Source organism: Corynebacterium halotolerans, assembly GCF_050107895.1.
Classification (GTDB): domain Bacteria; phylum Actinomycetota; class Actinomycetes; order Mycobacteriales; family Mycobacteriaceae; genus Corynebacterium; species Corynebacterium halotolerans_B.
The window spans coordinates 294843-307831 of record NZ_JBNILW010000002.1 but is presented as its reverse complement, the minus strand read 5'-3'; the positions used below and the strand labels follow the sequence as shown (position 1 = coordinate 307831).

Here is a 12989-nt window from a genome sequence, read left to right as displayed (position 1 = left end):
CGCCGGGGCGGATTCCCACACCCCACGCCAGCGGGGATGTCTCACGCCGTCAGCGGCGGGACGGCCGTGAAACAGCCTGATCTTCGCCGTGCCGCTCCACCCGGGGCGCCGTTGCCGCCCGCGCAGTTCCACAGCCGTTCAGCGGGCGACGGGGGCATCAGCCCGGTGTCTGGCGGGGAGCATCACGTCGGCTGGTGTCCCTGTCGGCGCCGGGTTTCCGGGGCGGGCCAAAACCCATGGAGGTTCCGTCGGTGATCTCCACCTCGTCTTCCCACGGCACCCGGTAGCGCTGCTCGACGAGATCCTGCATGTAGGTGTACGGACAGTCCTGAGCGCCGCCTTGCACAGCGACATAACCGCGGTGGCCCAGTTGGTAGATGTTGTTTTCCACGCCCCAGGTACGCCGCGCCTGATCAGCTCGGGAAGGAATGACTTCACCGGTGACGATCCGATCCGGAGAATTGTCCCCGTGCTCGATGACTTTGCCCTCAACATCGCAGATCATCGCTTCGCCGATGGACCAGATGCCGGTGGAGTCCGCTCCGGTCAACGCGACTGAGGCGGTGTAGGCCAAGTTGGTGAACGCGTTGACCTGGTTGGTGGCCTGCCAGGTGTGGCGGATGGGGTCGGTGTATCCCGCCGTACGCAGGATGACGTTGGCTCCCTTGTAAGCGGCCTCCCGGGCCATCTCCGGCAGCATTCCGTCGTGGCAGATGAGGAGTGCCAGCTTGGAGCCGGCCGGTCCATCGCACACCGGAATGCCAAGATCACCCGGCTCCCAGGGTTCGAGCGGCACCATCGGGTGCATCTTGCGGTAGTACAGCACTATTTCCCCGGTGTCGTCGACGATGATGCCGCTGTTGTAGGGAGCCCCGTCGGGGTTGGGTTCCATCAATGAGAAGCATCCCCAGACGGAGCTGCCCGCGCACGCATCCCGCAGGAGTTGGACTTCCGGGCCGTCCAGGTCGCAGAGCATGTCGTCCCGGGCCCATGACTTCGGGTTCAACCCGTGGAGGCTGTACTCCGGAAAAACCACCAGATCCAGGTTCGGCAGGCCGGCCTTGGCTGCTTTCACCATGCCCGCTACTTTTTCGGCGGTGGCCCGCACATCCGCTGGCTCGTTGACCACCGGAACCTGCTGCTGCACCAGGCCCAGCACCAGTGCTCCCTCCGAGGGGTTCAACCCTCCCAATCCCGTCATGAGAAACCTCCCTTGAAAGCGATATGAGTCACAGCCTGTGGTTGTGCCCCTACCGTACTCGGGATGGCGGGCGGTGTGGAGGGATCCGTCTCCGGAGCCCCGAACCAGGCCTGGCTCTGAAGTAAGAATGCTGGTGAGAACACCTTTTGGGGCAGAGCTTTCTCGGATGTGCGTTGAGCTGCCATCGCCCTGAGCCGGTGTGTTGATTCCCCGTGCGCTCCGGGACAGCAGAATGGGGCGGGGCAATGATGAATTTTCCTCATTGCCCCGCCCCATCAGCCAGCACCGGCTGCCAGGTAAGCCCCGGCCCCGAGCGGTGAGGCCTGAACCTCACTCCGCGTCATTGCCCACGGACTCAGTGAGCGTGCCCGGTGCCGTCGGCGACCAGATGCTCCGGGTTAGCCACCGCAGCATCGGCGAACTCGTTGACCTTGGCGGCGGAGTCGTCTGAGCCGAGCGGACCCAGTCCGCTGCTGCCGGAGGAGGACAGGCTGCCGGAGGACAGGCTGCTGCCCGGCGCCACCGGCTCCTCGGCGTAGGTACCGAACGGTTCCAGTAGCTCCGCCTGCGTGTAGGCCGTGCCGCCCACCATGGACAGCTCCACGTTCATCAGGGTGTCGATGTCCTCGAGCGGATTACCCCGCACGGCGATCAGGTCGGCGACCTTGCCCGGCTCCAGGGTTCCCGCATCCTCGTCGATGCCGAGGAAGCGGGCCGGATTGACGGTGGCGGCACGCAGGGCGTCATAGGGGTCCCAGCCGTAGCCGACCATCTCCCGCAGGTTCGACTGCATGCCGATGCCCACGTGGTCCAGCGGCATGTCGGTGCCCACGAGCACCTGACCGCCGGCCTCGTTGATCCGCTTGTGCGTCTGGGCCTCGCGGCATTCGGCGGTCTGGCACTCCGGGTCGCTCGGATCCTCGGTGTTGCCCTCGACACCCTCGAGCAGGGCTTCCTGTTTCCAGGAGGGCAGCAGGTCAAAGCGCGGATCGTCGAGGAATTCGCCCGGCTGGAGGAAGTCCTCGGTGAACAGGGTGGTCATCACCATGCGGTTGCCTTCGCCGTACATCGCGGGGATGTCAGCGTAGGAGGCCCCGGTCTCGGACATGGTGCGCGCGTAGCCCAGCCGCTGGGTGGCGGCCAGGTGCGAGGTGCCGTCCTGGCCCAGGAAGGTGCCGGGGCTCAGGTAGTGGGAGGCCGAGGGCTGGCCGCGGTCGTGGGCGGTCTCGATGACTTTCTCCATCCGCTCGGCGGGCAGCCGGACGTACGTCTTGAAGAAATCGTAGTCCAGGTTCTCGGAACGCTTCAGTTCCCGGTCCACGTCCTCATCGGAGGCGGTGGGGCGCATGAAGTTGTAGTAGACCCGCGATCCGTCGATCGGCTCACCGGTGGCGAAGAATCGCGGGGCCACCCGCTTACCGGCGTCCACCGAGTCCCGCTCCTCCAGGGAACGGTAGGCCTGGTCGCCCATGGACAGTGTGGAGGTGACACCGTAGGCCAGGTTGATCCGGCCCTGGCGGTCGCCGAGGAAACGGGACTCCAGGGCCTGGTGGACGTGCGCGTCCATCATTCCGGGCATGACGGTCAGCTCCGTGGCGTCGATGACCTCGCCCTCGGGTTCGCGCTCACCGCGGTCGGTGATCTCCTCGATCCGGTTGTCCCGGATGGTGATGTCGACGTTCTCCCGCAGTTCGCGGCTGTTGCCGTCCCAGATGGCGCCCGCCTGGATGGTCTTCACGCCTTCCTCGATGTGCGGTTCCACCTGGAGCGGGACCTCGACGGTCTCGGTGTCGCCGGTCGCGGCGTCGGCAAGCTTGAGTTCGCCGCCGGAGAGATAGAGCAGCTTGCTGGAATCCCCGCTCCAGGACGGGGCGTCCGCCACGTCCTCGTTGACGGGCCGCGGGTCGCCGGTCGCGGTGCCCTGGGCGTCCACGGGCATGGTGTAGAGCTGGGAGGCGATGATGAACGCCAGGGACTGCCCGTCCGGGGACCAGACCGGCCCGTCATCACCGCGGGTGGACAGGGAGGCGTCAGGTGCGCCGGGTGCCTGGAAGGTCTGCTCACCGGTCTCGACGTCCACGGTCAGGATCTGGCTGGTGCCCTCGCGGAAGCGTTCCGAGTACTGCTTGACCGCCGCCAGCGCGATGGTTTCGCCGTCGGCCGACCAGCTGGGACGGCCCGGCCCGAAGATCTCCGGGACCAGTTCGCGGATGTGATTGCTCTCGATGTCGAGGACGTAGGTCGCTCCGTCCTGGTCCTGGAAGGCCAGCTGCGTGCCGTCCGGGGAGAATGCCGGGGAGACCTCGGCGCCCTCCAGACTGGTCACCCGGCGCTCCTCATCGGTCTCCAGGGAGCGGATGTAGATGTCCTGGGTGCCCTCCCGGTCGGTGGCGTAGGCGATGGACTTCCCGTCCGGTGAGAAGACCGGGTTGACCTCGTGGAACTGGTCATCGGTGAGCTGACGGGGTTCGCCGTCGAGGGGCATGTGCCAGACATCGCCGAGGGCCACGAACAGAATGGAATCGCCGTCCGGTGACAGCTGCGGGGTCAGCACCGTGGCGTCGCGGGAGTCCCGGCTGTCAAAGTCGTGGGGCTTCTTCTCATAGTCCGCGCCGGGCAGGTGGAGGGTGGCTTCGAAGGGGATCTCCGTGGCCGCCGCTGCTCCGAGGTCGCGTTCGAGGATCTTGCCGTCGGCGGTGTAACGCAGCCGGCTGTCGTCGAGCCATTCCGGAGTGAAGGGGAAGACGTCCTCGCCACTGGTCACGGCCTCGTTGCCGATCATCAGGTCACTGACGTCCTCGTTGTGGCGCACCCAGGCCACCTGCTCACCGTCCGGGCTGAACGACGGCGCGTGCGCGACGGCCGGCTCCCCGGGATCCGCCGCCAGCTCCCGGCTGTCGCCGTCGCGGTTGACCGCGGCGACGGCGTTCCCGGCCACGTGGGCGATCTCCTCACCGTCGGGGGACCAGGCGGGCTGGGACTCGTCGCCGGCGTCGCTGGTCCACTGGGTCAGCTCGCGCGACTCCACCTCGATGGACCAGATGTCATAGGAGCCCTTCTCCCGGTCGGAGGAGAAGGCGATGTGCTCCCCATCCGGGGACCAGCGTGGTTCGCGGTAATCGAATTCACCGTCGGTCAACTGGGTCGGATTGGAACCGTCGGGCCCGGCGACCCAGATGTCGAAGTTGCCGCCGTCATAGGACTGATAGACGATCCTGCCGTCCGGCCCCACATCGGGGCGCGCGGTCTCGTGCTCCACCGGCGAAAGCTGGGACGCCTCGCCGCCGCCCTCCGGCACGCGGAAGAGCATGCCGTGCAGGTCAATCACGGTCGATCCATCAGGCGCTGCCGCAGCCGTGAGGTTCGTGCCCTCGTTAACCGTCACATCTGCTTCCTGCGGGGTACTCGGACCCTCATTTTCTGCCGCTCGGGCAACGGGGCCCGTGACGGGCCCCGAGATCAGCCCGGCGCCCACCACGGTCGCCGCGAGCATGGCGGCGACCTGTCGGGACCGGGACCGGTATGTGCGTCTGATGTCAGACAACGTCCGTCTCCTTCTGCTTTTTACTTGTCCTTGTTTCGGGGTGGCCGAACTCGGCCGGCACGGGGTCCTGCCCGTGCCGCCCACGTCCTCGGCCAGTGCTCCCGAAACGGATGCAAGGTCACCGCGACGGAATGACGGTGCGCATCGGAGAACCTTCCTGGGGCTGCCAGCTCACGCACTTATTGCTTCACCGGCCCCACCCACACCTGCTGGGCATTCACGAACTCCCTGATGCCGTGCGGGCCCAGCTCCCGGCCGTAACCGGAGCGTTTGATCCCGCCGGAGGGCAGCCGGGGATCGGTCTTGACGATCCCGTTGACCGAGACCTGCCCGGCCTCGATGCGCCGGGCCATGGCCTCCCCGCGTTCGGTGGTGGTCCACACGCTCGCGCCCAGCCCGTAGGGGGTGTCGTTGGCGATCGCCAGCGCCTCCTCCGCGGAATCGGCGGCCAGCACCACGGCCACCGGCCCGAAGGTCTCCTCGGTGCACGCCGTCATACCGGGCTGGACGTCGGTCAGCAGGGTGACGGGGTAGAAGTAGCCATCTCCTTCCGGCAGCTCTCCACCCAGCACACAGGTGGCCCCGGCCGCCACACTGTCCACCACCTGGCGGTGCAGGTTCTCGCGCAGTTCCCCGCGCGCGATCGGGCCCACCTTGGTGTCCTCCTCGTTCGGATCCCCCACCTTGAGATCCCGCAGGTGCCCGGCCAGCAGGTCCACGAACTCATCGTGCACGCTGCGTTCCACGATCACCCGTTTGGCGGCGATGCAGGACTGGCCGGCGTTGATGATCCGGGACAGCGCGGTGACCTGGGCGGCCCGGGCCAGATCGGCGTCGGCAAGCACGATGCAGGGGTCCGAGCCGCCGAGCTCGAGCACCGCGGGCTTGATTTCGCCGGCGGCCGCCGCGGCCACTTGCGAGCCGGCGCGGTCCGAACCGGTGAAGGACACGGCGCGGATCTCCGGGGCGCGGATCACGGACTCCACGTCCTCGGTGGCCGCGTGCAGGGTCTGGAAGATGCCGTCCGGCGCGCCGACGGCCTTGAAGGCGTCCTGGATGGCGGCCGCGCAGCCGGGGACGTGCGGATCGTGCTTCATCACGCAGGTGTTGCCGGCCATCAGCGCCGGGGCACAGAAGCGGAAGGCCAGCCAGAAGGGCGCGTTCCACGGCAGGATGCCCAGCACCGGCCCCAACGGCAGGTGCTGCACGTAGGAGGAGGTGGCGTCGGAGGCGATGTGCTCGTCGGCCAGGTACTGCTCGGCGTGCTCCGCGTAGTGTTCGGCGGCCCACGCGGCCTTGGCCACCTCCCCGTGGGCCTCGGTGATGGGTTTGCCCATCTCCTCGGTCATCAGTGGGGCGTAGGTGTCGGTGTTCTCGCGCAGGTGCGCGGCCACGGCGTTCAGCACCTGTGCGCGTTCGGCGAAGGTGGTGTCCCGCCAGGCGTGGAAGGCCTGCTCGGCGCGCTGGAGGACGGCGGCGATCTCCGCAGCGGTGGCGGCGGGTACCTCGCGCACCACCTCGCCGTTGGTCGGGTTGATGGAGGTCAGGGTGGTCATGGGGACGACTCCTTTCAGGCGCTGGCGGCGGCTTGGCCGGCAGTGGCTTGGCCGGCAGTGGCTGGGCTGGTGGTTGCGGAGGAATCGTGGACGGTGAAGTCCTCCGGCAGGGTGAACAGGGACTCGCAGCCGGTGTCGGTGATGTGGATGGTGTCGGAGACGCCCACCGTCTTGTCCCCGTCCACGCCCCACATCCAGGGCAGGACGTGGAAGGTCATGCCCGATTCCAGCGGCGTCGGATCATCCGGCATCAGCGAGAGGATGTAACCCTCGTCCCAGCTGGGCGGGAAGGCGATGCCGATGGAGTAGCCCGCGCGGGTGATCAGCCGGGCACCGGTGGTGTTGTCCTCGATGACGTCCCGGGCCAGTTTCTCCACCTCGCCGACGGTCATACCGGGGCGCATCGTGGCGCGCAGCTCGGACAACGCGCGTTTCATCGTCTCCTGGGCCTGGTGCATGGACCCGGTCAGCACGCCATTGACGGCGGTGCGCATCATCGCGGCGTGGTAGCGGCGGTAGCAGCCGCCGACCTCCAGGAACACGTGCTCGCCGGGTTGAATCGTCCGGCCCTCCCAGGTGGCGTGCCCGATCATCGTGCGCGGCCCGGAGGTCACGTACGGCATCACGGCGGGAAACTCCCCGCCGGCGCGGAACATGGCCGCGGAGATCTCGGCGGCCACCTCGTTCTCCGTCGTCCCGGCCACCGCCGCCCGCAGTCCCGCGGACATCCCGGCCTCGGCGGCCCGGGCGGCGCGGCGCATCACCTCGATCTCGGCGGCCGACTTGCGGATCCTGCCCTCCTCCACAATCCCGAAACAGTCGACGAGCCCGGCGCCGTAGGCGTCGAGCAGCCGGTCCTGCTGGTAGGCGGGGAAGTAGTAGCTGTTGCGCTCGAAACCCACCCGGGGTTTGCTCAGCCCCAGGGCCTTCAGCTCGCTCACCAGCTCCGCGATGGCGTCACCGTTGTCCGGGTAGGGGCGGGTGCGGTCCACCCAGGTGCGGTGGATGACATTGGATTCCTCCAGTGCCCGGGTGATCATCACCGGCTCGGAGTCGATCGGGACCACCAGCGCCTGGAAGAAGCTGTAGCCGGTGGTCTGGTAGTCCGTCAGATACATCAGGTTCTCCGGATCGGAGACCACCACGGCGTCCAGCCGGCGCTGCACCATCCGTTCCCGCAGTTCCCGCAGCCGGCGCTCGTACTCGGACGGGGCAAAGGTCATGTCCTCACGGCGGCGCATCCTAAGATCCCTCCCGGGCGGCGTGCACGGCCTGCTCGAACAGGTCCAGGCCCTGGTCCAGATCATCCTCGCCGATGGTCAGCGGCGGGATCAGCTTGTTCACCCGCCCGCCCGAACCGCAGGGGCCGAAGAGCAGACCCCGCTGGAAGGCCTCCGCCTGGATCTGCTTGTTCAGGGCCCCGTCGCCGGTGTCGATGGCCTGCATCATGCCCTTGCCACGGACCTCCCACCCGGGTTGGTCGGCGGCGATCTGCTCCAGACGGTCCCGCATCACCCGCCCCTTGGCCTCCACCTGATCCAGGAAGTCCCGGTCGGCGGCATAGTCCAGCGCCACGGTGCCGGCGACGAACGACAGACCCTGGCCGCGGAAGGTGCCGGTGTGCGCGCCGGGCGACCAGTGCTCATCCACCTCCGGCTTGTTCAGGTTCATCGCGATCGGGGTGCCGAACCCGCCCAGCCCCTTGGCCAGGCAGATGATGTCCGGGTCCAGCCCCATCCCATCGAAGGAGAAGTAGCTGCCGGTGCGGCCGATGCCGGCCTGGATGTCATCGATGATGAACAGCGCGCCGACCTCCCGCGCCAGCGCCTGCACCTGCTGCAGCCACTCGGAGCTGGCCACGTTCACCCCGCCCTCGGCCTGGATCGCCTCCACGATGAACGCGGCTGGCGCGGTGTGACCCGAGGAGGGATCGCGTAACGACGCCCCGTAGTCCGCCACCGCCGTGTCCCCGCCGGGCGCGGTCTCGAAGGGCAGACGCACGACGTCGTTGAGTGGAACCCCGGCCCACTGGCGGAAGGCGTGATTGCCGGTGGCGGCCAGCGCGCCGAGGGTCATGCCGTGGAAGCCGTGGCTGAAGGCCACCACCTCGCGACGGCCGGTGGCCTGCCGTGCCAGCTTCAACGCTGCCTCCACCGCATTCGAGCCGGTGGGGCCCATGAACTGCAGGCGGTGGTCCATTCCGCGGGGAGCGAGCACCACCTCGTGGAAGCGGGCGATGAAGTCACGCTTGGTGGTGGTGTAGGTGTCCAAGCTGTGGGCCACGCCGTCATTGCGGAGGAACTCGATCAGGGCGTCCTTCATCCGCGGATTGTTGTGCCCGAAATTCAGCACCCCGGCGCCGGCGAAGAAATCGATGTAGGAGGTGCCGTCCTCCGACACCTGGCGGGCATTGGACGCCGACGCGAACACCGTCGGAAAATTGCGGCAGTAACCGCGGATGGAGGATTCATGCTGCTCAAAGACAGTGGTGTCCATGACAGGTCCTAACTCTCGAATGCATGGGCTTGAGGAGGGGCCGCAGGCGTTCTCAGGCGCACCTAAAGGCGGCCGTTCCTATGTGGTTGGGACCGGGGCTGTGCCGGTGAGCCTCAGCGTAGTGGGTTAAGACGTTTTTGTGTGCCAGATAACAAAAATTGTTTGAATTGCTGGGAAAGCCTTGGTTTATGACCGGTATTTTTCAGCTGCCCCACGCAGTCGGCGGGCACCGTGATCAAGGACCGGGAGCGCGACGGCTGCCGCCCCGAGGTAGAACAGCGTTCCGACGGCCGCCCCCGCGAGCACGTCATGGGGGTAGTGGTCGCCGGAAGCCACGCGCGCGCACGCCGCCAGCACGGCCAATGGCACCGCCACCCAGGCCAGCCGGGGTCGGGCCACGACCAGCCCGATCATCAAGGAGCACGCGATCACCGTGTGGTTGCTGGGGAAGGACCAGTTGTCGGCCGGCGGGCACACCGAGACCACCTCGTGCAGGTGGCAGGGGCGCACGGCGGAAAAACTCCCCTTCAGCACCAGGTTGAGACCATAAGACAGGCAGGCGGCCAACCCACCGGCGAACAACCGGAGCAGCAGCACCCAGTCCCTGCGGTGGGGGCCCCACAACGCCCACAGCCCGGCCGCCCCGTACAGGGCCACCAGGGCGAGCACGGCGGCCTCGGAGAGCCAGGCACCCCACCCCAGCAGGGGCTCCACCGCCACCAGCCGGTAGAGTGCCACGCTCCACGCCGGGCCGGCGGAGAGGCCGAGCACCAGCGCGATGGCGGTCACCCACAAGAGAACGGCGACGGCGATCCGTCTGTTCACGGGATCCTCATTTCTGCAGGTTGTTTGTCCAGCCCGGTTCCGGCTCAGCGCGATTCGTCCCGCCCCGGACGATGACGCTGCTCAGGTGGGACGGAACGGCGACGGCGCGGGGAAGCGCTCTGGCGGTACTCCGTCTCCGTCGGGTCGGGTCCGCGGGGAGCCCGCTTTGTAGTGCCCCGGTCTGCCTCGGGCCGGCGCTGAGTGACCGGGGCACCGAAACGGGCGGGTTTGCGGGAGGCGGACACCTTCTCTACGGCACCGCCCGCCGGGCGGGGCTCGCCGAGGAAGAACAGCCGGTCAAACAACGGGCGTCCATAGGACTGCATCGCGGACACGGCATCTGGTTCATGCCGGGCACAATTGGCCAGCAACCCCATGGACCCCAGCGTGATGATCGCCGACGTGCCGCCCGAAGAGAGCATCGGCAGCTGGATACCGGTGACCGGCAACAGGCCGATGACATAACCGATGTTGATGAAAGCCTGGGAGACGATGCCGGCCGTCAGCGTCGCCGCCAGCAGGGACTGGAACTGATCCTGGGCGCGGATGGCGGTCCGGAGCCCGAAGACGCCGAGCAGGCCGAACAGCACGATCACCAGGCCGCCGCCCCAGAGCCCGAGTTCCTCACCGATAATCGCGAAGATGAAGTCATTCTTGGCCTCGGGCAGGTAGAACCACTTGGCGCGGGACTGCCCGAGGCCGACCCCGAACACCGACCCATCGGCGAGTGAGAGAAAGCCCTGGTAGGACTGGAACGCCTGTCCCTGGGTGTCCTCGAACTTCCCGAACAGGGAATTGAAGAAGACCTCCACCCGGGCTGAACGAAACCCCCTGCCCATCAGGACCAGCGCGATGCTTCCGAGGCCGGCGGCAATCATCATGCCCCACACCCACTGCATCCGGACCCCGGCGAAGATGAGCAGCACCACCACCGTCGCCGCGAAGCTGAGCGTGGTGCCGAGGTCTCCCTGGAGGAGGTTGAGCAGTGCCAACGCAGTGGCCACCAGGGAGAATTTCGTGAATGGGTTTCCCCATCCTCGACCGGTTCGGGAGTTGTCAGCCAGGAGACCGGCTCCCCAGACCGCGATGACGACCTTCGCGACCTCCGAGGGTTGCAGTTGTAGCGGACCGAGGGACAGCCAGGACTGCGCGCCCACCTCCTCGCGCCCGACCCCGAGCGGGGTGAGGACGGCGATCATGATGACAAATGTCCCCGCCAGCAGCCAGGGTGCGAACTTCCGGATTCTGCTCGGATGTATCTTCAGCGCCACCCAGAACGCCGCAAAGCCTACCGCCACCATGGCGGCCTGGCGTCCCCCGGTGCCCCATACTCCACTGCCTTCGATATAGGACCACGTCATTGAGGACGAGAGCACTATCACGACACCGATGCCAGTCAGGAGAAGGACCGTTATCCGGATCATCAGATAGTCGAGTCCCGGCAGAGAAGTCAGATTCCGGTAGAAACTCCCCCATCTCCCACCGGTGGTGGACTGGGGTCGGCGTTGCTGCGGGCCACGGGATTCGGGAGCGGGGGAGCCGCGGGCGCTGCTGCGTTCCGCCAGCCGCGGTAACTTGGAATTCATGTTTTATTCCTCTCAGCTTCTTCCCCCGTTTACCTCCGATCAGTGTCCGCCATCTTTTCATAAGGTTCCTTAAAAGACGCCATTGCCCAGGGCTATGCGGATGAATCGCGTGGAGAAGCTGCTTCTGGGCCGGAAGGCGCCCGGCAGACCCCGGGAACAGCGGCCAGTGGGGCTATCGGTGCCCGGGCCGGGACCTGTGCAGGGGGTTGACGGGCACCGGGTCAACGGCAGGTCGGTGCCCCTCGGTGAGGGGCGAACGCTCAGAAACCCTGGATTCAGACGCGGGGTGTAACACCCGCCCATCCTCAGGTGCGCCACTCCGGCCAGGATCGCCGTACAATCCGCGGAACCTGCATCTTTCATTGATCTAAACTTTTAATTATCCGGGAGCTGATATGCCGACTTTGACCATCAACGCAATTCGGAAACTTCTACGGGGTGCGCCCCACGACGAAGCCGAACTGGAGAAGCTCGCTGCGCAGGTGCACACCCTCCCCGCGGGTGAACTCTCCTATCTCATGCGGACGACAGCTCCCACCGAAAGCGCCGTCCTCTTTCTCGTCCTGGACAAAAATCAGGCACTCCAGGTCTTCAAACAGCTGTCCCCGTCCTACCAGGCCAAATTGATCGACACCTTGCAGACAGAGCAGCTGACGAACATCGTCACCGACCTCAACCCCGATGAGCGGGCCCTGTTATTCGGCGAATTGCCCGCTACCGTGGTCAAACGCCTCATGCAGGGACTCAGTGAAAAAGAACAGCAGATGACGGCTTCGCTGCTGGGGTACCCCAAGGACGCCATCGGCCGCTACATGTCCCCTGAGGTCCTCGCCGTTCCCGCGAACCTGACCGTGGGGGAGGCCCTCGACTACATCTGCGACCGCATCGATGAACCCGAAACCATCTATGTCGTCCCAGTGGTAGATGACACCCGTAAGCTGCTCGGCGTGGTGAGCCTGCGGGGACTGCTGGCCGCAGAACGGGGTGCTCCGGTCACCGACACCACCCATGTTCCCGTCAGTGCCCAGGTCACCGACAACCGTGAGGACACGGCACGTCTCTTCCGTTCCCAGAAGCTGCTGGCCATGCCGATCGTCGACTCAGAGGAACGGCTGGTGGGAATTCTCACCATCGATGACGTGCTCTCGATTCTCGACAGGGAAGACGCCGAAGACGCGGCACGCACCGGCGGCTCCGAGCCCCTCCCGCAGTCGTACCTCTCCCTGCCGATCATGCGGGTGGTCCGCAGCCGCATCGTGTGGCTGGTCGTCCTGGCGGTGTCGGCGATCCTGACGGTTCAGGTCCTCGACGTCTTTGAGGACCGGCTCAATGAAGTGGTGGTGTTGGCGCTGTTCATCCCGCTGCTCACCGGCACGGGCGGAAACACGGGCAACCAGGCGGCCACGACGGTCACCCGGGCGTTGGCGGTGGGAGCGGTCCGGGTCCGTGACCTACCGCGGATCATCTGGCGGGAACTCCGGGTGGGAGCGGTCCTCGGTGTAGTGCTGGGGGCGTTGGGACTGCTGATCGCCGGCATTGTCTACGGCTTCGATATCGGCCTCGTCATCGGGCTGACGTTGCTGGCGATCTGCACGATGGCGGCCTGCGTGGGCGGCGTCATGCCCCTGATCGCGAAGAAGGTGGGCGCTGACCCGGCGGTGTTCTCCAACCCTTTCATCTCCACGTTCTGTGACGCCACGGGACTGATCATCTACTTCTCCATCGCCACCACCGTCCTCAACCTGGGCTGATCACGGGAGCACCGGACCCCGGGCACCTGC

8 protein-coding genes are annotated in these 12989 nt (G+C 66.8%); 1 reads left to right on the top strand and 7 read right to left on the bottom strand.

Annotated elements, in window-relative coordinates:
- Window positions 1-157 precede the first annotated feature (157 nt).
- The 7 genes from ACQCVD_RS03645 to ACQCVD_RS03615 form a co-directional block, all read right to left on the bottom strand.
- Window positions 158-1201 carry a formamidase gene (locus ACQCVD_RS03645; protein WP_426822340.1) on the bottom strand — a complete coding sequence of 348 codons (1044 nt, stop codon included), beginning with the start codon at window positions 1199-1201 and terminating at the stop codon, window positions 158-160.
- 355 nt (window positions 1202-1556) lie between these two features.
- Window positions 1557-4745, bottom strand: coding sequence for an amidohydrolase family protein (locus tag ACQCVD_RS03640; RefSeq protein WP_426822339.1), 3189 nt, complete (start codon window positions 4743-4745; stop codon window positions 1557-1559).
- Window positions 4746-4924: 179 nt separating this feature from the next.
- Window positions 4925-6301 carry an NAD-dependent succinate-semialdehyde dehydrogenase gene (locus ACQCVD_RS03635; RefSeq protein WP_426822338.1) on the bottom strand — a complete coding sequence of 459 codons (1377 nt, stop codon included), beginning with the start codon at window positions 6299-6301 and terminating at the stop codon, window positions 4925-4927.
- Between the two features lie 14 nt (window positions 6302-6315).
- On the bottom strand, window positions 6316-7542 hold the full coding sequence (doeA, locus tag ACQCVD_RS03630; protein WP_426822337.1) for an ectoine hydrolase: 1227 nt from the start codon (window positions 7540-7542) through the stop codon (window positions 6316-6318).
- Window position 7543: 1 nt separating this feature from the next.
- Window positions 7544-8797 carry an aspartate aminotransferase family protein gene (locus ACQCVD_RS03625; RefSeq protein ID WP_426822336.1) on the bottom strand — a complete coding sequence of 418 codons (1254 nt, stop codon included), beginning with the start codon at window positions 8795-8797 and terminating at the stop codon, window positions 7544-7546.
- Between the two features lie 186 nt (window positions 8798-8983).
- Window positions 8984-9622, bottom strand: a complete 639-nt coding sequence (locus ACQCVD_RS03620; protein ID WP_426822335.1) for a phosphatase PAP2 family protein — start codon at window positions 9620-9622, stop codon at window positions 8984-8986.
- A 44-nt stretch (window positions 9623-9666) separates the two neighbouring features.
- Window positions 9667-11208 (bottom strand): FtsW/RodA/SpoVE family cell cycle protein, encoded by a 1542-nt coding sequence (locus ACQCVD_RS03615; protein ID WP_426822334.1) that lies wholly within the window; start codon window positions 11206-11208, stop codon window positions 9667-9669.
- Window positions 11209-11603: 395 nt separating this feature from the next.
- Between ACQCVD_RS03615 and mgtE the strand changes: the two genes are divergently transcribed.
- Window positions 11604-12959, top strand: coding sequence for a magnesium transporter (gene mgtE, locus ACQCVD_RS03610; protein ID WP_426822333.1), 1356 nt, complete (start codon window positions 11604-11606; stop codon window positions 12957-12959).
- The last annotated feature ends 30 nt before the right edge of the window (window positions 12960-12989 follow it).

What these genes read in the sequence shown, in the direction of transcription:
- ACQCVD_RS03645 (WP_426822340.1), bottom strand. Translation starts at nt 1,201, where the DNA reads ATGACGGGATTGGGAGGGTTGAACCCCTCGGAGGGAGCACTGGTGCTG.
- ACQCVD_RS03635 (WP_426822338.1), bottom strand. Translation starts at nt 6,301, where the DNA reads ATGACCACCCTGACCTCCATCAACCCGACCAACGGCGAGGTGGTGCGC.
- doeA (WP_426822337.1), bottom strand. Translation starts at nt 7,542, where the DNA reads ATGCGCCGCCGTGAGGACATGACCTTTGCCCCGTCCGAGTACGAGCGC.
- ACQCVD_RS03625 (WP_426822336.1), bottom strand. Translation starts at nt 8,797, where the DNA reads ATGGACACCACTGTCTTTGAGCAGCATGAATCCTCCATCCGCGGTTAC.
- ACQCVD_RS03615 (WP_426822334.1), bottom strand. Translation starts at nt 11,208, where the DNA reads ATGAATTCCAAGTTACCGCGGCTGGCGGAACGCAGCAGCGCCCGCGGC.
- mgtE (WP_426822333.1), top strand. Translation starts at nt 11,604, where the DNA reads ATGCCGACTTTGACCATCAACGCAATTCGGAAACTTCTACGGGGTGCG.